The 21483-nt window shown below is 45.0% G+C and carries 14 protein-coding genes; 5 read left to right on the forward strand and 9 right to left on the reverse strand.

The window, feature by feature from the left end; all coding sequences use genetic code 11:
• Positions 1 to 108: 108 nt before the first annotated feature.
• Positions 109 to 1320 carry a beta-ketoacyl-ACP synthase I gene (fabB, locus tag ACK5NH_RS01005; protein ID WP_041416791.1) on the reverse strand — a complete coding sequence of 404 codons (1212 nt, stop codon included), beginning with the start codon at positions 1318 to 1320 and terminating at the stop codon, positions 109 to 111.
• A gap of 138 nt (positions 1321 to 1458) precedes the next feature.
• Between fabB and mnmC the strand changes: the two genes are divergently transcribed.
• Positions 1459 to 3552 carry an FAD-dependent 5-carboxymethylaminomethyl-2-thiouridine(34) oxidoreductase MnmC gene (mnmC, locus tag ACK5NH_RS01010; RefSeq protein WP_416917426.1) on the forward strand — a complete coding sequence of 698 codons (2094 nt, stop codon included), beginning with the start codon at positions 1459 to 1461 and terminating at the stop codon, positions 3550 to 3552.
• Positions 3553 to 3754: 202 nt separating this feature from the next.
• Here the strand turns inward: mnmC and ACK5NH_RS01015 are convergent, their stop codons facing one another.
• From ACK5NH_RS01015 to prmB, 6 genes are all read right to left on the reverse strand, one after another.
• Entirely contained in the window at positions 3755 to 4363 is a 609-nt protein-coding gene (locus ACK5NH_RS01015) for an RNA methyltransferase (RefSeq protein ID WP_416917427.1), read from the reverse strand.
• Between the two features lie 3 nt (positions 4364 to 4366).
• A complete protein-coding gene (locus tag ACK5NH_RS01020) occupies positions 4367 to 4648 on the reverse strand; it encodes a YfcL family protein (protein WP_011716529.1) in 282 nt (93 codons plus the stop codon).
• A gap of 55 nt (positions 4649 to 4703) precedes the next feature.
• Complete coding sequence (locus ACK5NH_RS01025; protein WP_416917428.1) at positions 4704 to 5846, reverse strand: ATP-NAD kinase family protein; 1143 nt, start codon at positions 5844 to 5846, stop codon at positions 4704 to 4706.
• A gap of 64 nt (positions 5847 to 5910) precedes the next feature.
• On the reverse strand, positions 5911 to 7080 hold the full coding sequence (locus tag ACK5NH_RS01030) for an MFS transporter (RefSeq protein ID WP_416917429.1): 1170 nt from the start codon (positions 7078 to 7080) through the stop codon (positions 5911 to 5913).
• A 69-nt stretch (positions 7081 to 7149) separates the two neighbouring features.
• Positions 7150 to 8244: a chorismate synthase gene (aroC, locus tag ACK5NH_RS01035; RefSeq protein ID WP_416917430.1), complete on the reverse strand. Its 1095-nt coding sequence runs from the start codon at positions 8242 to 8244 to the stop codon at positions 7150 to 7152.
• A gap of 126 nt (positions 8245 to 8370) precedes the next feature.
• Entirely contained in the window at positions 8371 to 9315 is a 945-nt protein-coding gene (gene prmB / locus ACK5NH_RS01040) for a 50S ribosomal protein L3 N(5)-glutamine methyltransferase (RefSeq protein WP_416917431.1), read from the reverse strand.
• A gap of 80 nt (positions 9316 to 9395) precedes the next feature.
• Between prmB and smrB the strand changes: the two genes are divergently transcribed.
• Positions 9396 to 9926, forward strand: coding sequence for an endonuclease SmrB (gene smrB, locus ACK5NH_RS01045; protein ID WP_416917432.1), 531 nt, complete (start codon positions 9396 to 9398; stop codon positions 9924 to 9926).
• Positions 9927 to 9991: 65 nt separating this feature from the next.
• Here smrB and sixA read toward each other — a convergent pair whose 3' ends face one another.
• Complete coding sequence (gene sixA, locus ACK5NH_RS01050; RefSeq protein ID WP_416917433.1) at positions 9992 to 10462, reverse strand: phosphohistidine phosphatase SixA; 471 nt, start codon at positions 10460 to 10462, stop codon at positions 9992 to 9994.
• Positions 10463 to 10631: 169 nt separating this feature from the next.
• Between sixA and ACK5NH_RS01055 the strand changes: the two genes are divergently transcribed.
• The 3 genes from ACK5NH_RS01055 to ACK5NH_RS01065 all read left to right on the forward strand — a co-directional run bounded on the left by ACK5NH_RS01055 (position 10632) and on the right by ACK5NH_RS01065 (position 18614).
• The gene (locus ACK5NH_RS01055; protein ID WP_416917434.1) at positions 10632 to 13421 is read left to right on the forward strand and encodes an insulinase family protein; all 2790 of its coding nucleotides are present in this window, start codon (positions 10632 to 10634) and stop codon (positions 13419 to 13421) included.
• A 284-nt stretch (positions 13422 to 13705) separates the two neighbouring features.
• Positions 13706 to 17965 (forward strand): EAL domain-containing protein, encoded by a 4260-nt coding sequence (locus tag ACK5NH_RS01060; RefSeq protein ID WP_416917435.1) that lies wholly within the window; start codon positions 13706 to 13708, stop codon positions 17963 to 17965.
• Between the two features lie 106 nt (positions 17966 to 18071).
• Entirely contained in the window at positions 18072 to 18614 is a 543-nt protein-coding gene (locus ACK5NH_RS01065) for a hypothetical protein (protein WP_416917441.1), read from the forward strand.
• 739 nt (positions 18615 to 19353) lie between these two features.
• Here ACK5NH_RS01065 and fadJ read toward each other — a convergent pair.
• The gene (gene fadJ / locus ACK5NH_RS01070) at positions 19354 to 21483 is read right to left on the reverse strand and encodes a fatty acid oxidation complex subunit alpha FadJ (RefSeq protein WP_416917436.1); all 2130 of its coding nucleotides are present in this window, start codon (positions 21481 to 21483) and stop codon (positions 19354 to 19356) included.

The following is a 21483-nucleotide window of genomic DNA, read 5'->3' on the forward strand; positions in this document are numbered from 1 at the left end:
ATGCCGGAGAGGCTCTGAACTGATTAGATATTTAATGTGATTGGTATTTCTGAATTTCAGCCAATAAAAAAGGAAGCCTAGGCTTCCTTTTTTAACACAAATAATGACTTACTTATATTTACGCATCACTAATGTTGCGTTAGTGCCACCAAAACCAAAGCTGTTGCTCATCACAGTGTTTAGCTCTGCATCGCGGTATTCACGCACGATTGGCATATCCTTCGCAGCTTCATCTAAATTATCGATGTTGATGCTAGGGGCAATGAAGCTGTTTTCCATCATGATCAAGCTGTAGATGGCTTCGTGTACGCCAGCGGCACCTAAGGCATGACCCGTCATAGACTTAGTCGATGCGACTGGTGGGCATTTGTCTTTAAAGACTTCACGTAGGGCTTCTAACTCACGCACGTCACCTACTGGTGTAGAAGTACCGTGGGTGTTGATGTAGTCAATTGGCGTGTCCACATCGGCCAGTGCCATTTGCATACAACGTACAGCACCTTCGCCAGACGGAGCAACCATGTCGTAACCGTCTGATGATGCGCCATAACCAATCACTTCAGCGTAAATCTTTGCGCCACGAGCCAGAGCATGCTCTAACTCTTCAACGATTAAGATACCGCCGCCACCGGAGATCACAAAACCATCACGGTCCGCATCATAGGTACGAGAGGCTTTTTCTGGAGTGTCGTTGTATTTAGTCGACAGCGCGCCCATCGCATCAAAGCCCATGGTCAGGGTCCAATCTACTTCTTCTGAACCGCCCGCAAACACCATATCTTGCTTACCCATTTGGATAAGTTCAACGGCGTGACCGATACAGTGAGCACTGGTCGCACAGGCTGAACTGATTGAGTAGTTCATGCCTTTGATTTTGAAAGGGGTTGCCAAACACGCGCTGGCTGTGCTCGACATAATGCGTGGCACGATATAAGGACCGACGCGTTTTACGCCTTTTTCGCGCAGAATATCCGCCGCTTGTACTTGGTTAGAAGACGAAGCGCCGCCGGTTCCCACAATCAAACCTACGCGAGGATCTGAATACTGCTCTTCAGTTAACTGAGCATCCTTAATGGCTTCTTGCATTGCAATGTAAGCATATGCCGCAGCATCGCCCATAAAACGCAGCGCTTTACGGTCAATCAGCTCAGAAGGATCTAATTTGATATTGCCCCATACATGACTACGTAGTTGCATTTCTTCAAACTGAGCGGAATGTGTAATACCACTACGGCCCGCTTTAAGTGACTCAGTCACTTCTTGCTTGTTATTACCGATACTTGAAACAACACCCATTCCGGTGATCACGACTCTTTTCATTTTATTGCTATCCATTGTGTACATGTCAGTACCTACTTTTTGCTGAGCCAATAGTATCTGTTTTGCTTCAATTAAGTGGTCAGCTTTCCATAAAGGCGGGTAAAATAATGCCCAATATGAGACTGAGAGTATATTTCTTTGACTGCTAAGCCCCAAAAATCTTGCCAATTTAAGCGTGATTACCCGCAATTGATCAACCTTTATCCCCCATGCGCGTTGACTACTGCACAGTCTCTGGACAATTTAACTCGCCTTCGACTCTCCCGCTTAACAACGCCATCTGCTCAACTCGGTCAAGGATTGTGCGTCATGGGGCAATGGGGATTGGGCGATGGACTCGAGCTACTCTCTCTACTACAACACTGGCAAACGCAGACTCAAAGCAACACACGGCTGTTAGTCAAAGTGTTTGAGCCCAATCCCATTAACGATTACGAACTTAAATTACTTTGGGATCAATCGCAAAGCTTAATTTCCACGCCTCATTTACAACCGATTGCCAATGCCTTACTTAAGGCAAAACCCGCTCGCATTATAGGGTGCCAGAGATTAATCTTTGATGACGGCCACATCACGGTCGATTTGCATTTTGGCGACCTATACACGGCACTTAGCCAACTACCCCACAGTGCTTCTCATCCCATTCAGCAATGGCTGGTTTTACCGCATTTGACGGCGCAGCTTAATGGCAAGCAAGTCTGGCAAATGGCCCGCTTGAGTGCGGATGATGCTCTGCTGATTGGGGTAAATTTGGCTGAAACTGTGCAGCAACTTGCCCACAGCTGTGGCTTTAGCACGCTTGACGTCAGCCAAGATGCCCTGAATGGTGATACAAGCGATGCATTGCAAAGCCAGGTTATCACCGATGAGATTTTGCTCCATGAGCGCAAACTGCTGCGCCAGCAAGCTGATACTGCTCAGGCATTTACCCCTAAACCAGCAACACTCGCCAGCGTAGATCACCCCGTTGCCATAGTCGGTGGCGGACTGGCATCAGCGAACCTAATGCTATCCCTCGCCGAACGTGACCAGAGTAGCATATTGTTTTGTAAGGATAATGAGTTAGGTCAAGGCGCATCCGGCAATCGCCAAGGGGCAATTTATCCCCTACTCACGCCAGAAAATGATGAGCTTAGCCGTTTTTTCCAACAGGCATTTTTGTTCAGTCGCCGCCGTATCGAGGCGCTGAGTCTGGCATCGATGATGGAGACAAACCCCACCTCTGATGTCACAGCGATTTCCCATGATTTTTGTGGGGTACTGCAAACGGGTCATGATGAACGCAGCCAACAACGGCTCGATAAAATTATCCAAAGTCAGGACTGGCCAGCGGAAATCGCCTATGCCGTTGATGCGAATGAAGCCAACGAGATAGCCCAAATAGGTATTGATAAGGCAGGATTTTTTTATCCCCTCGGGGGCTGGGTGTGCCCATTTGAATACGCCAAGGCGGCGGTAGACAAGGCCTCGCGGCTTGCCAATGTGCAGTGCCATTTCAATACAGAGATCACCGAAATCGAGTGTGATGCAAAGGCTTGGTATCTCCACAGTCAAGGCCAACGTTTTGGGCCCTACAGTCAACTAGTACTCGCCAATGGCGCACAGCTCACTCAATTTTCGGCCAGTAAGCGGTTACAGATAAGTCCGTTTCGCGGCCAAGTGAGCCATGTTCCCGCCCAATTGCAACTGAGCCAATTGGCCACAGTGTTATGCGCGAACGGTTACCTTACCCCGAGTCATCAGGGGCTGCATTGCCTCGGCGCCAGTTATGTAAAAGCGGCTGAACATCTCGATTTTTGCCCGCAGGAGCAATTGGAAAACCTAGGAAAAATGCAAGAAAGCTATCCCAATCAAGTCTGGGTTGACGATATCGACATCAGTGGCAATAGCGCCCGAGTAGGCGTGCGGATGGTGACGCGGGATCATTTCCCCATGATGGGCTGTGCGCCCGATGTGGCTGAAATATTGGCGCGCTATGAACAGCATCAACTCAATCAGCAGCAGGCCGAACAAAGCAAGCATTATTGGCAAACGACCCCAGCTCCGACCCTCGATGGCCTATATATCCTGGGTGGTTTAGGGTCGCGGGGATTAAGCTCTGGCCCCTTGGCGGCCGAATGTTTGGCGGCACAATTAACCGGTGAGCCGCTGCCACTGGATTGGCCAACCTTAAATAAACTCAACCCGAACCGGATGTGGCTACGCAAATTACTAAAGGGTAAAGCGCTTTAGTAAAGATCGTTTTGGTAAAAAGTGCTTTAGTGAAGATAAGCATCACGGCTTGAGTGAAAACTAGTTAATTAAAATAAAGGCTTATCATTGAATGCTAATCAAGCTTGCATCTAATCGCACCAATGATTGGCAACCCAGAACAAAAAAGGATTAAGCAGTGCTTAATCCTTTTTGGAACAGATACAGATGCTGATTGTTAAGACTACTTTGAAGAACCAGGCTTAGTCGTTTTTACTCGGGTGCGATTATTATTGTCGCGACTTTGGCGGATCAAGGCATCACCATCGAACTCGGTCTGAGCTGATATCTGCTGGCGATGAGCTTTCGCCAATCTATCGTAAAGCAGTACATTCACCGAGGCCGCCAGATTCATACAGCCTACCGTAGGCACATACACCACGGCATCGGATCTATCGATAATCTCTTGGCCAATGGTGCCATCCTCTGGGCCAAACACATAAAAGGCCTTCTCGGGATGCACAAATTCAGGCAAGGGTGTTGCCCCTAGGACTAAATCCACGCACACCAGCTTAGTGTCAGAGGGGAGCGCATCGAGTAAGGAGGCCACCCCAGTTAGCGGGATGCGCTCGGCGGCGCTCTGGGTATCGGCGTTATATTGCTGCGGCCCACGGGCGGCATATTCATAGCGTTTGCCGGTGTAGAACACGGCATCGACACCATAACAGCCCGAAGCGCGCATAATGCCGCCCACATTGGTCGGAGTTTTCGGATTGACTAGACCGATATAAACCGCTTGCTGCACTTCAGGTTTTGCCATGGCATCAACCGAAGTCGTCGTGGATGAACTCATCAATTATGCCGCTAAATGACTAACAATCTTGCCATGTAATTGTGCCCACGCCGCTTCTACTAAGGCAAAATCGGCATCATTTAATTCTTGGCGCGCTAAGGCTAAACAGTCGGTCATTTTTTCAAGCAAGGCTTCTAGCGTGCTCTCGCCTTCGTCTTCGAGTTGCGATAACACCACCGCCACATGGCCTTGCAGATAACCACAGGCAAATAAGGCGTCGTCATCACCATGACTCACTACAGACTCAATCCACTGTTCTAGTGCTTCTTCATACTGCTCTAACATCGGGTCAAACTCTCCAATAACGTATTTCGCCCAAATGGCCGCTGGCCCCTCGGTGCTATAAATCTGAATAGTCGGGGTTGGCCACATGATACATCACATAATCATGGTAACCCGTCGTCACTTTGTAATAGCCACAAAGCTCACGATCTAATTGAGGGTCGCCACTATCCACAATTAAGGGGCGTCCTTCAAGTGCTTTTAGCTTAGTTTTTGTGGCGAGGATAATAATATTGTCCTTACCGAGGCGGCGGATAAGCTCTGGCGACAACTGCTGGTTGCCACGACCGAGAATATGCCCCTGCCCGCCAATCAAGGTAATAACCAGTTTTGCCGGCTTATCTTGGGTAAGCTCGAGTAACTGCTTGGCGGTTAAATCACTCGCCACTAAGGCTTTATCTTGGATAAGATCAACCCCCAACAGGGTGTTATCGAGGCCAAGCTCTTCCATCACAAAGGCGACCGTGCTGCCCGAGCCCATAATGTACAGTTCATCTTCCATCTGCTGGATAACATCGGCCGCAATGTCGGCGAGCACGAGCTCATCGACTTCTTTTCCGCCCATCTTCACCGCTTGCACATAACGGGGTTCTGCAGGCACTAACAGCTCACCAAACCGTTTGGCGCGCACAGTGCCTTGGCGAAAGGCCACTTCATCAATATCCATCACATCGGCGCTCATCAGGCTGACTAACTCACCTTCGAGCAGCATTTTCACGACCATACCCGCAGCATGGGGGGTGATGCCATAAACGCCCGAATGGATTTTTACTCCAGCAGGAACCCCAAGCACGGGTAATTTATCGTCGATAACGGCTTGTTCAAACACGCTATACACATCACGCGCCGTGCCATCGCCCCCCGCAAACAGTAATAAATCCAACGGTTCGTTCAGCAAAGTACGCACAACGGCTTGCGTGTCGACGGCCTGGGTTTTCTCCGGAGTTTGATACACCACACGGGTGTTAAAACCTAAGGCGTTGGCGGCGTCTTCCCCCATCACACCGGAGGCGGTAATGATTTCGATATCATTGGCAAAAGGAACAATCACTTCTAAGGCTTGCATCATACGCTTTATCGCCTTGGGCTCGGCGCCTAAGGCAAGTGCCTGCTCGGCCACACCATCGCTACCCTTAAGACCCACACTTCCACCTAAACCCGCCAGTGGATTGATGACTAAGCCTAAACGAAACCGGATCACCTTAACCTCTCTTGTTCATTATTTTAGTTTTTACAATGAGTTACTTTTCACAATCAATGTCAGCTTATGACGCAACCGCTTGCGCCCTATCCTTAGGGATCAAAAATACCGCTAACATGGCCGCAAAGGCACAGGCCGCCGCAAATACCCAAGACCATACAGCGCCGCTACCATCACCCCAGATATAACCGCAAATCCAAGTCCCGAGCGCGCCGCCAACCCCAAAGCTTAAGCTGGCATACAGGGCTTGCCCTTGGCTGCGATGACTTGCATCAAAATTTCGATGCACAAATTGAATCGAGGCCGCATGGGTCAAGCCGAAGGTGAACGCATGCAGCACTTGGCTTAAACCCAGCAATAACATGCTCTCAACACCAAAGGCGACCAGCAACCAGCGCACGGCAGTCATGGCGATACTGACGACAAGTAAGGTATTGACGCCATAACGTCCAAGTAAGCGAGGCGCAAACATAAACATTACGATTTCGGCCATTGCACCGAGGGCGACAAAAATCCCCGCGGCCGCTTCGGTGTATCCCGCCTGCTTAAGATAAAGCACAAAGAAACCGTAAAAAGGCCCAGCGCTCATCTGTAATAACATCGCCGACACCATAAACCAGATAATCGGCTTAGTCCATTTGAGTGGTTGCCGCTCCTGCCCTTGGGGGCGCACAGCACGATTCGCAGGCAACGGCAAAGCACTCACCAGCATCCCAGTGAACAAGGCTAACCCAATATAAGGTAAGACTTCAGTGCCCCATTGACCGATGGCAAAGCCGGCGCCTACGACTAAGCAGATATAGCCAATGCTGCCAAAGCTGCGGATCTGCCCATAACGGCTGGCATTTTCACCTAAGGTTTCGAGGGTGATCACCTCCAACTGCGCCAAAATCGCGTTCCAGAAGAAGGTATATAGCGCAAGACTGAGCGCCATATATACAAAGCCACCGTGGTAGAAGAAACTCAAATACGCGAGCATCGCGGCTCCCGCGCCCATCTTCACTAATTCGGAGCGCATGCCAGTGCGATCGGCCACCTTAGCCCATACATTGGGGGCCACGATACGAGTCGCCATTAAAATCGCGAGCAAAAAACCGATTTCTTGAGGGTTAAATCCACGGTTTTCGAAGAAGACCCCAAGGTAAGGGATCATAGTGCCGAGAATCGAAAAGAAGAAAAAATAACAGGCACATAGCCAGCGTAACTGCTGGCTTGTGCTAGAGATTGTTGGCATTAACGCATTCCATTTATTACACAGCCGCTATGCATCTTTATTCCATGCAGACTGTCTCATTCATCGCGCCTATCTCATGCCGAGAATCGGTGTATGACTGCGAACATCCTGATTTTGAGCTCTGTGTCTTAATAGATGATCCATCAACACAATCGCCAGCATAGCTTCGGCGATCGGTACCGCGCGGATCCCAACACAGGGGTCGTGACGACCTTTAGTCACCACTTCCGCCATTTCCCCTTGGGCCGTCATGCTTTGGCCCGGCACACTGATACTCGAGGTCGGTTTTAATGCAATATGGGCGACAATGGGTTGACCCGATGAAATGCCGCCAAGTATGCCACCGGCATGATTTGACTCAAAACCCAGCGGCGACATTAAATCACGCCCTTCCGAGCCCTTTTGTGTGACAACGCCAAAACCATCACCGATTTCAACGCCTTTTACCGCGTTTATGCCCATTAAGGCATGGGCGATGTCGGCATCGAGCCTATCGAACACAGGCTCACCCAGTCCAACGGGAACACCAGTGGCCACTACAGAAATTTTGGCGCCAATGGAATCACCGGATTTTTTCAGCTCACGCATATACTCATCCAGCGCCTCGAGCTTACCCGCATCGGGGAAAAAGAAAGCATTTTGTTCTATCTGGCTAAGATCGATTGTTTCGGCGCAAATCGGCCCAAGTTGGGACATATACCCATAAATTTCAATGCCATGCACTTGTTTTAAATACTTTTTCGCCACAGCACCCGCCGCAACCCGCATAGCGGTTTCGCGGGCCGATGAACGGCCACCGCCACGATAATCACGCAGACCATACTTTTGCTGATAGGTGTAATCGGCGTGTCCTGGACGGAATAAATCTTTGATATTGGAGTAATCTTGGCTGCGCTGATCGGTGTTTTCGATCAGAAGCCCAATGGAGGTGCCTGTGGTTTTGCCTTCAAACACACCGGATAAGATCCGTACTTCATCAGGCTCTCGGCGCGCGGTGGTATAACGGGATGTGCCAGGACGACGGCGGTCTAAATCATGCTGCATATCGGCTTCGGTGAGTTCGAGCCCTGGAGGGCAACCATCAATAATACACCCGAGCGCCACACCGTGACTTTCACCAAAGGTAGTCACCACAAAATTTTGACCAATACTGTTTCCAGACATCCGCTTTTTACACCTTAAATGATTTGCTTATCGCTCCGCGCCCAGCAATAGCTGGACAATTCTTTTTCCCGCTGCAAGCCTAACTGGCAGCGGGAAAAGACTCAACCTAATTTATTCTTATTGTGATTATTGCGCGTCGCGATAAATAGCAAAAAGCGATTGATGTTCGACCAGTTGGTCGCGAGTCAGCACAAACACACCGTCACCGCCGTGTTCAAAACTCACCCAAGTGAAAGGTACTTCAGGGAATTGCTCTATCAGATGCACCATAGAGTTACCCACCTCAACCACTAAAATCCCCGTTGGTGTCAGGTATTGGGCCGCATTCGCTAAAATGCGTTTGGTTAAATCGAGGCCATCGCGACCCGAGGCTAAACCAATAGCTGGCTCATGGTGGTATTCATCTGGCATATCGCCGATATCTTCTTCATCCACATAGGGCGGATTAGAGACAATCAAATCATATTGTGGACCTTCAGGAATGGCTAAAAACAGATCCGATTGCATCGGGAAAACTCTGTCCATCACTCCTAAGGTTTCGACGTTGATTTGCGCCACATCTAGAGCATCTTCACTGATATCCAGCGCATCAACCTCGGCCTCATCAAATTCGTAGGCACAGGCAATCGCGATACAACCACTGCCAGTACATAAATCTAAAATACGATTAACAGGTTTGCCGTATAACCAAGGGCTAAAGCGATTGGCAATCATCTCGGCGATAGGTGAACGTGGCACCAATACGCGCTCATCCACATAAAACTCAAGTCCAGCGAAGCGCGCTTTATTGGTTAAATAAGGCACAGGCAAACGTTCACGTACGCGGCGAATGATCAACTCAACGATTTTGTGTTTTTCGCTGCTGGTTAAGTTACTTAAAATCACCTGTTGGCCGATTTCTTCGGGCAAGTGCAGCGCATGAAACACTAAGGCGATAGCCTCATCCCACGCGTTATCCGTCCCGTGGCCATAGTACACATTAGCATCATTAAAGCGGCTCACCGCCCAACGCAACATGTCACCTATAGTGCGTAACTCTGTCACAGCTTCATCTACAAAGATCTTATCCAAAACGCTCTCCCGCTTGTTTGTTCGCAAACATTGTAACTGAACTCTATTCAGAAACCATAGGATTCAATAGAATACCCGCCATGAATAAAGACGATGATAAAGAAGGCATGGCGATGTTTTCAGCGCTGATCGAGGGGATAAAACCTATCGCCCAAGATAAGCGGCATTTTCGCACGCCCCTAAAAACCAAACACGAAATAGAACTGAAAGAGCAGCAACTGCATGCTGACAGTTATTTCTCAGATACTTATCAACCTCTGCTGCCCGTTCAGGGGCCAATGCGTTGGCTCGATGAGGGTGTCGACAGTCTCGAGCTTAAACGCTTAAGACGCGGCGATTACCAGCCGGATTTATTGCTGGACTTACACGGTTACCGCCAATCCGAGGCTAAACTCGAACTCGCGGCGCTGATTCAAGCCTGCGTAAAACAACAGAGCCAATGTTGTTGTGTGATGCACGGTTATGGCACTGGCATACTTAAACAGCAGGTGCCTATGTGGTTGGTGCAACATCCGAAGGTAAAAGCCTTTCATCAAGCCCCCAAAGAATGGGGTGGCGATGCGGCACTGTTGGTGCTTATCGATATTGGCGACCAACCACATCGACGTTAATGGACGTATTTATCCTCTAAAAACAAAGGGCCCACTAATGTGAGCCCTTTGTTTTATCGAATGAATTAACTAATGCTGTGGGGCGCATGTTGCCAAACAATGCAGGCCTGCTCGGCATGTTTATCTATCAGAGTGATCCCCGAGGTGGCAAACAAGGGCGGCTCAACACCCGCAACTAACTCGCTGACCAAATAGCCCAAGAGCGGCATATGGGAAATCACCAGTACTTTATCAGCCTTATACAAGTCGGCATAGGCGACAATCAGGGCGGCCACATTAGCAGGATCGCCTGAAGGCACTAAATCATCCACAACCAGCCATTTGCGCGGCTCTGGGAAATGTTGACTCAATTCTTGCCACGTTTGCTGAGCACGTAAATAAGGGCTAACCAAAACAAGATCAAAATCGCTGACACTTCGGGCTAACCAGTTACTCATTAAGACAGTATGGTGTCTTCCTAAATCGGTAAGCGTTCTGTCCCTATCCGACTGAGCATTAAATCCAGCGTCACCATGTCGCATCAAAAATAGCTGCATACTTCTCTCGCTACCCACACTTGTTTTTGTTTTATCCCAATTGTAGCCCTAAAATGGATTTCAACAAACCTTGTAAGGGTTAATCTTTAGTCGATAAACACAAGAGATATTTGCCAAAAACCATTAAGACTATCAATATATAACAAGCCATCGTTACCGGAGTGTCTCTTTGCAAGCCTCTCAGTCTATTTACAAAAGTCCAAACGATCATCGTCAGTACCGTTATCTCGTGTTAGATAATGCCCTGCGGGTATTATTGGTCGAAGATTTGGACGCCAGCCAAGCCGCCGCTTCCATGGCGGTGGCCGTAGGACATTTTGATGATCCTGTTGATAGACCCGGTATGGCACATTTTTTAGAGCATATGCTCTTTTTAGGCACGGAAAAATTCCCCGATTCCGGCGAATATCATGCCTTTATCAATCAGCACGGCGGCAGTAACAATGCTTGGACCGGCACAGAGCACACCAATTTCTTTTTTACCATCAATGCCGATGTATTTGCCGACTCCCTAGACAGATTTAGCCAATTCTTTATCGCCCCCAAATTTGACCTCGAGCTAGTTGATAGGGAACGCCAAGCGATTGAATCTGAATTTAGTTTAAAGCTGAAGGACGATATCCGCCGCACCTATCAAGTGCTTAAAGAAACCGTCAATCAACAGCATCCGTTTTCGAAATTCTCCGTGGGCAATTTAGTCACCCTAGGGGGAGAACAGGCGCAGGTCAGAAGCGAGCTATTGGCGTTTTATCAAAGTCATTACAGTGCCAATTTAATGACACTATGCTTAGTCGCCCCTATTCCATTAGATGAACTTCAGGCGCTCGCGGTGCAATATTTCAGCAAGATCCGTAACTTAAACCTAGTCAAACAGTATCCTGATGTGCCGCTGTTTTCAGAAAATGAACTGCTTAAGCAAATCAACATAGTCCCGTTAAAGGAACAAAAGCGCTTAAGTATCAGTTTTAATTTCCCAGGCATCGACCACTACTACAAACGTAAGCCGCTTACCTACATAAGCCATATTCTCGGCAATGAGAGTAAAGGTAGCCTGCTGTCGTATCTTAAAGAACAAGGTTTAGTGAATAACCTCTCCGCGGGCGGCGGGGTCAATGGCTATAACTTCAAGGACTACAGCATTGGCCTACAACTGACCGACAAAGGCGTAGCCAATATTGACGATATTGTGTGCAGCTGTTTTGAATATATTGAGCTGATAAAAACACATGGCCTTGAGGATTGGCGTTATTTAGAGCGAGCTAACCTGCTCAAAATGGCGTTTAGGTATCAAGAGCAGGTGAAATCCCTCGATTTAGCCAGCCACTTAAGCATCAACATGCACCACTATGAAGTGGAAGATTTAGTCTTTGGTGACTATCGCATGGATGGTTTAGATATTGACGAAACCCTTGAGCTATTAGGCTTAATGACGCCGCAAAATATGCGCTTGCAACTAATAGCACAGTCCGTTACGTCCGACCGTAAAGCCAACTGGTATCATACGCCATATCAAGTATTGCCCTTAAAGCCTGAATCTCTTGCCAGCTGGCAAGTCACACAAATTCGCCCTGAGCTGCAATTACCCGCTGCTAATCCCTTTATTGTGGCCGATTCCATTGCTCGCCCCGATAAAAGTGAAGTCGCCGTACCTGTGATTGTTGCTGAATCGGCGGGCTACCGCATTTGGCATAAAAAAGACGATGAGTTTAATGTCCCCAAAGGACATATGTATCTCTCTCTCGACTCGGAGCAGGCGAGTAAAACCCCCAAACACGCCGCCCTCACCCGCTTATACGTTGAGATGTTACTCGATTATCTGACTGAGCCAACTTACCAAGCAGAAGTAGCAGGACTTAGTTACAATATCTATCCCCATCAGGGTGGGATCACCCTGCATTTATCCGGTTTTACAGGGAATCAAGAAACGCTGTTAGCTCTGCTGATCCAAAAGGCGAGAGAACGTAATTTCACCGAAGAACGGTTTGCATTAATTAAATCTCAACTGCTACGTAGCTGGCAAAACCTCGCGCAAGCCAAGCCGATTTCGCAGCTATTCACTAGCTTGACCGCCACGCTGCAAAAACGCAGCTATGAGCCGGCTCGTATGGCGCAGATGCTTGAAAATATCACCTTAAATGATCTGCATAACCATGTACGAGCCTTTTACGAGAAGATTTACCTCGAAGGGCTTATTTATGGGGATTGGTTAGTGTCAGAGGCACAGGCTTTAGGTAAACGCCTGGAACATATCTTGTCCCTGGTCTCCAGTCCCAGTGCAGAATCAACACGAGAATTAATCAACTTAACAGGACAAGGCACCCTGTTAAGGGAACTAGCGGTAGATCATCAAGACAGTGCGATTATCGTGTATTATCAATCGGCTATTGCTACGCCAGAAAAAATGGCGCTATTTAGTTTACTCAACCACACCATGTCATCGACTTTCTTTCATGAACTGCGCACGGAAAAACAATTGGGCTACATGGTGGGCACAGGTTATCTGCCGCTCAATCGCCATCCTGGACTCATTTTCTATATTCAATCTCCGACAACGGGGCCTCTACATTTATTAGAGGCAATCGATGAGTTTATCGCTGACTTTAACTATGCCGTCATGCAAATCACGAATGAAGAATGGGAAAGCACAAAACTAGGGCTAATCAATCAAGTGATGGAACATGATGCTAACCTAAAAACCCGAGGCCAGCGTTATTGGGTGAGCGTGGGCAACCGTGATTATCAGTTCAATCAGCGTGAATTAGTAGTCGCGGAAATCAACAAGCTTACGCGCCCAAATCTCATCAAATTTATGATGCGCAAAATGCGTACTAAGCATAGCGATAGACTGGTGCTTTTTAGCACGGGATCAGCACATATAGCACAGTCAGCACTCACATCTGACAATATGATTACCGATCTTAAACTCTTTAAACAAAATACTGAAAAGTTCAATTTTTAGGCGAAAGTGTCAAATGAGATCATGAATTGATAATTTGGCTTAAGCAAACAAAATCGCTACATTATGAACATTACTTAGTAGTATCTATTGCCTTTGCATCAAAATTTGATGTAAAAAGCGGTCAATCCTACTGATAGATGAAAAACGATACAAAATCTAACGCCATCTATCTGCAATCCAAAGGATTTTTTACATTCTCACTTTTGACAAAAGCAAGTATTTCTGGAAAAGTGATGTAACACAATTGTTTCATGGCATCTACGGACAATACTAAGAACAACACTATGCCGAAAATATTCTTAAAAATCGTCTTTCTCGTTTTTTTTGGCATTCATGCATTTGAAGACGTAAACGCATCCCCCTTTTCAAATAAATCTCCAATTATTCTTCAATCACAATCGTTTGGTGTACCAGAAGGACTGTCTCAAAGCACCGTTACATCAATAGTTCAGGATCATGATGGATATATATGGATAGGAACATTTAATGGGCTTAATCGATTTGATGGGAAGAACTTCAAGCATTTTTATGCTAATGATGCCAGAACAAAACTTCCCAGTTCTTTTATCAGGAGCTTACTTGTTGATGAGCAAGGAGTGTTATATGTTGGAACCGATAGTGGCCTAGTGGTATACGATAAACAACAAGAATCATTTTATCCTTACGGTATCTCAGTAAAAGACTCCCCTGTCTGGAGTCTAGATTCAAATAACAATAGCTTAATTGTTGGAACTAACAAATCAATTATCGATATAAAAAATAAAGAGCTAACACTCGAACTATCAAATAAAGGCTTAAGTGAAATTAAAAAAGTTATAAAAATAGGAAATATTTACTTTATAAGAGATTATGCTGGGAGACTATTTAAATTCTCAAAAAATGAATTAAATGAAATTGCGCGCAACACTATTGACTTTGAGAAAATAAACGATACTGAAATTGTCATTTCATTCAACGATGGCCTATATAAATACAATGGTAATAAAATAGTAAAAATCGACAAAAAGTCATTTTCTCAACTCACAAAACACAAGAATATAGTTTATGGTTTTAGCAACGGAAAAATCATTAACATATCTAAAAAATCCATAGTAGGACATATTCCATCAGACCAAACAGATAAAATTTCTTCATTTATTGCGACAGACGAAATGGTTATATTAGGCACTATTGATAAAGGTCTTATCATTATAAAAAACATTAACAACTTAGTTCAACAAACTAATTTAGTTAAAGATAATGTTTGGCACCTTACAAAAAACTCACAAGGATTCTTAGTTTCATCTGAATCAGAAAATATAGAGCTTTTTGATAACAATTTTAATTTAAAAAATAGCTTTAACACTCAAATTCAAGGGTATAAATACGCTATATTAAACAATGATGGGCTCTATTTTGGCACTGCTGCAGGCTTGTTCTTAAAAAACAATGAAAAAACAAACCTAATTAGTGATAAATCAATATCATCATTATCGTTCAACAAAGACTACTCTATAATTACTGCAGGAACAGCTGATGGAAAAATATTAATCATTAACGACCAAAAAATCATAAAAATCATTGACACAAAAAAAACCGAACCAATTTTTGATATTAAACTAGAGACACCAAACCTTATATACATTGCAGGCCAAGGTGGTTTTAAAAAATATGAAAATGGTTCATTAAAAAGTTTAGGTGAAGAAATAACTTACAGTATTTCACAAGGTGATAATGGAATTTATTTTGGAACATCTACATCGTTAATGTTCTACGATACAAAAAACAATGTTATTTCAAAGAAAATTTCTAACAGCAAAGAAATTTACTCCATCATTGATAATGAAAAATTCCTAACTGCAGCATCATTAAGTGAAGTCATTATATACCGAAAAGAAAACAAAAAAACATACATTTTAAAAACATCACATGGAAGTCAATATGAATATAATTCGCCTAGCGCTATAGATGTAAATGGTGATATTTTACTTGCAGGGATAAATGGCATTAGCATTGTAAATCCCAACAATGTTATAAAGTACATTGATAATGCAAAAATAAATAAAACAGAAATATCAGACTTCTTAGTTTTTAACATAGCACAAGAAAAAGGAAGCTTTTTCTTTAAAAAACAAAATCCAATCACAAATGAAATAACATTGAAATATTCAGATTACCCATTCTCATTTAATTTTATATCACCAATGTCAGACGATTCATCCACTGACTACCATTATAGAATGTATGGTCTTTCTGATACATGGATATCAGCAAATGGTATAAACTCAGCTACATACACAAATTTATCACCAGGAAAGTATAATTTTCAAGTTTATGCAGTCAACTCACTTTCAGGTAGAAAAGCAACAATAAAAGAAGTTACTGTCATTATTACACCTCCATGGTGGGCCTCAATCCAAGCTAAAGTGTTTTACTTTATTATTTTTATGCTTATCTCCATATTTATCTTCAAAGCTATATTAAGAAAAAGAGAAGTCCAGCGACAAATCGCTTTAAGCGAAGAACGTCTAAAGCTTTCTTTATGGGGAAGCGGCGATGAGATGTGGGACTGGGATATAGAAACCGGTAATATTTTTCGCTCGAATATTTGGGGCGCATTAGAGTTTCCAAGGGACGGCCACCGTTTAGGTAATAGTGATGAAGAAAGTAACATTCATCCAATGGATCAGGAGCGCGTAAGGGAAGCACTCAATAAACATTTCTACGGCGAAACAGACCATTTTGAAGCAGCTTATAGAGTTAAGGGTAAAGATGATAGCTGGATCTGGATCCTAGACCGAGCCAAAATTGTAGAAAGAGATGATAAAGACAATGCTCTTCGAATGACAGGCACTATTAAAAACATCAGTCAATTTAAGCAAAAAGAAGAACAATTAAGGCTCTTCGAAAAAGCGATTGAAAATATTTCTGAAGGTATGTTTATTCTTGACAGTGAATATCGTTTCGTAGAAGTGAACGAGGCTTGTTGTAGAATATCTCAACGTAATCGAACTGATTTCATTGGCAATCTACTTACCTTCGATTTATATCCAGAGTCCTTTTCTAATCAAATTCGTACCATGCTGAAACAGCAAGGTCGCTGGGCGAGTGAAGTCGAAGCAAGCCGTGGTGACAAGAGCCATTTCCATATGGAACTCACTATTGACGCTATTTACGATGAATTAGGTGAATTGTCGCATTATGTAGGGGTATTTTCTGATATTTCGAGACGTAAACAACAAGAGGAAGAGTTACGCAAACTCACCAATAACGATCTGTTAACGGGTCTTCCAAATCGCTCGAATCTGCAAGTCACATTAGGAAACTTGGTCAACAAAGAAATTACACATGCTTTAATGGTACTTGACCTCGATAATTTTAAACGTATCAACGACTCTTTAGGCCATCAAATTGGCGATCAATTGCTCAAACTGGTGTCAGTCAGAATTAAGTCTGCGATTCCAAAAAACACCAATATATATCGCTTAGGAGGTGATGAGTTTGCTGTTGTGCTCGATAAAACCTCTGATATTAGTGCATGTGCTGCTATTGCAGGACGTATAATCGAAGCCTTTAAAACCATGTTTGAAATCGACGCTGAGCAACTTGTCTTGGGAGTGAGTATTGGTATTGTCCTCTACCCTGAAGATGAGCAGAGTGAACAAGCACTACTGAGAAAAGCCGATATTGCTATGTATCATGCCAAATCTGCTGGAGGTAATTGTTACCAATTCTACTCAGAATCCCTAAACCAACACGCGATTAAACAGTTGGAAATTGAAAACCTTATCCGTGAAGGTTTAAAAGAAGATTTATTTGAGGTTTATTATCAACCTAAAGTCGATCTTAAACATGGTCATGTCGCGGGGATGGAAGCTTTAGTTCGTTTAAACCACCCAACTCGCGGACTGGTTCCACCGAATGACTTTATTCCCCTTGCGGAAGAAAATGGCCTCATTATCGAAATCGGTGAAATCGTACTCAGAAAAGCCTGTTTTGCTGCACAGAAATGGCGTGAACTAGGTATCTTTAAGGGAAGAGTCGCCGTTAATTTATCATCACGTCAGTTTGCCCTGCCCGATCTTCAGCAACGAATAGAATCTATTTTGCGCTTGACGCAATTACCGGCCTCCCATTTGGAACTGGAAATCACTGAAGGGACGGTTATTAAGCAGCCAGAAATGGCCATATCCGTTATGCAGCAATTAGCAAAAATGGGAGTGAGTCTAGCGTTGGATGACTTCGGTACGGGTTACTCTTCGCTTTCTTACTTAAAACGATTCCCTATTCATACGCTCAAAATCGATAAAGCCTTTGTCGATGATATTGATAAATCAGACCGTGATTTGAAGATGGTCGATTCTATTATTACCATTGCTCACAATATGGGGCTATCCGTTGTCGGTGAAGGTGTTGAACAAGCGGCACAGTTAAATATCCTGCGCGCCCTAAACTGCGAGGAGATACAAGGTTACATCTTTAGTAAGGCGATTAATGAGACCGAATTTACTCAGTTGTTGCAAGATGATCGGAGTAAATTTATGCCACATCACAATATTGTTTGATCAATTAATTATCTCTCTGTCGGTAGTTTGAAACATTGGCACAACATCTGCAGAAGGATGTCCAGTGTCAAAAAATAAAACATTATCAACTACCCTGAGAGATAAAATGATGAAAGGAATTCTAACCGCTGCTGCATTACTGTCTACAATCGGCTTTGTAACAACTGCCACTGCACTTGAAACAACAAATGAAAATACAACCTCTCACGAAGTTGTAACATTTGAAGGAAATACGAGAATTGTTCAAGAATTTGCAGGCCATCCTGCAGTGAAATTCAAATCAGTTGAAGTCGCTGGTCATCCTGCTGTGAAGTTCAAACCTGTTGAAGTTGCAGGTCACCCTGCTGTGAAGTTCAAACCTGTTGAAGTCGCAGGTCACCCTGCTGTGAAGTTCAAACCTGTTGAAGTCGCAGGTCACCCTGCTGTGAAATTCAAACCTATTGAAGTCGCAGGTCACCCTGCTGTGAAATTCAAACCTATTGAAGTCGCAGGTCACCCTGCGGTGAAGTTCAAATCAGTTGAAGTCGCAGGTCACCCTGCGGTGAAGTTCAAATCAGTTGAAGTCGCAGGTCACCCTGCTGTGAAGTTCAAACCAGTTGAAGTCGCAGGTCATCCCTGCGTTAAGTTCATTAACTCTGAAGTTGCATAACATTAATCAGGTGAAGGAGAGTGACTATGTTAAATTCAATCAAAAAAGCACTTGGTTTCGCAAAGCCTGTTCGTAAAAAAGTGAAATTACCTGAAGGCTTAAACCACCTTGAAGTGATCCCAGCAAAGGGTTGGTGGAATTAATTCCCCCTAAATGCGGATTACCGTTCAGATTACCTAAAACCATTCAGCTAGCGCAGCCGAAGGTCAATAAAAAGGGAGCTTAATGCTCCCTTTTTATATTCAAATTAATTACTAATGATAAAAATCAAGCAGTTATATTAAAGTCGGAACGATGACCAAGTCTTCTTAGCGCGATACGTTTATGGGAAGAACATAGCGGAAACGCTAGGGGACCAAGTATAAATCCCATTACAGTCCAATAGCTTACTGACAGCCCAGCCCTAAAAGCCGCATACCCAAAACACCATGAACTACTGACCGACAAGGCGATAAACACATAAAACATCAATCCCACAGCAACCTCTTTATCGGTTAAGTTATGATAGAGAAAGTCAAAATATCCAAATGCAGTACGCTTAACTGACTCTTGGCTCACTTATTTTTAATCACTCAATGAACTCTACACATTCTGTTTACGATGCAGAATCCACAAACGGGACGTCATCATACAAGATCCCTTATATAAATGTGAACATTTTTTAGGCAAAAATTAGCCTGGAGGCAATAAAAAAGCGGCATTTTATTGCCGCTTTTTTGACCAATCCAATATTTAAGCGTTAGAAGAAACTAGCCTTTTCCGCCGCCATAACCTTAAGGCGAGGACATGGCTCAAATCGGTCTCCGTATTGAGACTGATAACGTTCCAGGATATTGACCAAGTTATCAGCACCTAGAGTATCAATATAGTGGAATGGCCCACCCAAGAATGGTGGGAAACCAATACCGAAGATTGCGCCAATATCACCATCGCGGGGTGAAGCAATGATGCCATCATCTAAACAACGTACGGCTTCATTGAGCATTTGCACCACACAACGCTCAGCTACCGCACTCATATCTTTGTCCATACCGGGCTTGATGCCGAGTACCGCGTATACACTTTCATCTACGGCTTTCTTCTTGCTTGACTCTTTCTTGCCGACAGCATATTGATAGAAACCTTTGCCATTTTTGCGGCCTTTTCTATCATCGCTCAGCAACTTATCGAAGGCAGCTGGGGCTTTAAAGCGCTCACCCAATTCTTTTTCAAGGATTGGAGCGATTTTAGCGCCGACATCGATACCCACTTCATCAAGCAAAGTGATAGGACCAACGGGGAAACCGAACTTCACTAAGGCTTTATCTAAGTGCTCAATGCTCTGCCCTTCTAGCAGTAATTGCGCGGCTTCGTTCATGTAAAGTGCAAGGATACGATTAACATAAAAGCCAGCACCGTCTTGTACTACGATTGGCGTTTTACCCTGTTTGCGGGCAAAGGCCACTGTGGTGGCGATGGTTTCAGGAGAGGTTTTCGCATGGGCGATCACTTCCACCAGCGGCATTTTTTCTACTGGTGAGAAGTAATGTAAGCCAATCACATTTTCAGGACGACTGGCCGCTTGTGCAATTTGACCGATGGGTAAAGATGAGGTGTTAGATGCAAAAATCGTGTGCTCACCGCATTCACGCTCAATATCTTTAACCATCTGATGTTTAAGCGCTAAATCCTCAAACACAGCTTCAACAACAATATCAGCGTCCTTAACGCCTTTATATTCGGTCGTCGTTGTCATCAGTGCCATTAAATTGTCGCGAACGGCCGGCGTCATATGACGACGTTTAACGCCTTTATCCAATAACTTATAAGCGTAAGAAAGCGCGTTGCTTAATCCCTTTTCGTTAATGTCTTTTACCCTTGCAGGAATTTTAGCCTTAGTCGTCGTGACCGAAGCAATACCACCGCCCATCAAACCGCCACCTAAGATCACGGCTTTTTTGACTTTACGTGGTGTCGCCCCTTCGGCGCCAGTTTCTTTCTTCATCTCTGTAGTAGCAAAGAAAATACTGCGTAGCGCCTCAGATTCTTTCGACACCACCAGCTCAGCAAAATGGCTGGCTTCCACCTCAAGTCCTTTCTGCATTCCCTTCGCCATACCTTGGCGCACGCAATCAATAATTTTTGCCGGCGCAGGATAGTTACCTTGGGTTTTCTTGGCGACTTGCTTGGCGGCTTGATCGAAAATAATGTTACGACCGAACCCTGTGCCCTCGAGCAATTGATTGACTAGCGATTTTTTAACTGGTTTCGTCGTGCGCTTGCCCGCGAGCGCCATTTCCACTGCGGTTTGCAGTAAAATCGTCTGTGGCACCACATCGTTAACTAAGCCCATCTTTAACGCTTGTTTCGGGCGAATTTGTTTACCCGTCAACATCATATCCAGCGCAGTGGTGATCCCCACTAAACGAGGTAAACGCTGAGTACCGCCGCCACCGGGTAATAAACCGAGTTGCACTTCGGGTACACCCAACATAGTCTTGCCATCATCACTACACACACGTTGATGGCATGCGAGCGCAAGCTCTAAACCGCCTCCTAAACAGGCGCCATGAATCGCGGCAACCACGGGAATATTCAAGGCTTCTAACTCGTTAAATACTACATGCCCTTGCTGGGATAAGGCTTTCGCATCGCCCGCCGTTTGGCAAGCGTCGAGCATAGAAATATCCGCCCCTGCTACGAAGGAGTCTTTTTTACCCGAAATCAGCACTAGGCCACGGATACTGCTATCACCTTTAATCTCAGACAGGAGCTCACTGATCTCAGGGCCAAATTCTGCCTTGAGGGTATTCATGGTTTCGCCGGGTACGTCCATTGTTAAAATAGCGATACCGTCTTCACGGCGGGTTAAATTAAATGTCTTTTCCAT

The organism is Shewanella sp. (assembly GCF_047975355.1).
GTDB lineage: Bacteria > Pseudomonadota > Gammaproteobacteria > Enterobacterales > Shewanellaceae > Shewanella.

Coding starts and splice junctions, on each gene's coding strand:
- fabB (WP_041416791.1), bottom strand. CDS start 1,320: ATGAAAAGAGTCGTGATCACCGGAATGGGTGTTGTTTCAAGTATCGGT.
- ACK5NH_RS01015 (WP_416917427.1), bottom strand. CDS start 4,363: ATGAGTTCATCCACGACGACTTCGGTTGATGCCATGGCAAAACCTGAA.
- ACK5NH_RS01020 (WP_011716529.1), bottom strand. CDS start 4,648: ATGTTAGAGCAGTATGAAGAAGCACTAGAACAGTGGATTGAGTCTGTA.
- ACK5NH_RS01030 (WP_416917429.1), bottom strand. CDS start 7,080: ATGCCAACAATCTCTAGCACAAGCCAGCAGTTACGCTGGCTATGTGCC.
- aroC (WP_416917430.1), bottom strand. CDS start 8,244: ATGTCTGGAAACAGTATTGGTCAAAATTTTGTGGTGACTACCTTTGGT.
- smrB (WP_416917432.1), top strand. CDS start 9,396: ATGAATAAAGACGATGATAAAGAAGGCATGGCGATGTTTTCAGCGCTG.
- sixA (WP_416917433.1), bottom strand. CDS start 10,462: ATGCAGCTATTTTTGATGCGACATGGTGACGCTGGATTTAATGCTCAG.
- ACK5NH_RS01060 (WP_416917435.1), top strand. CDS start 13,706: ATGCCGAAAATATTCTTAAAAATCGTCTTTCTCGTTTTTTTTGGCATT.
- ACK5NH_RS01065 (WP_416917441.1), top strand. CDS start 18,072: ATGATGAAAGGAATTCTAACCGCTGCTGCATTACTGTCTACAATCGGC.
- fadJ (WP_416917436.1), bottom strand. CDS start 21,483: ATGGAAAAGACATTTAATTTAACCCGCCGTGAAGACGGTATCGCTATT.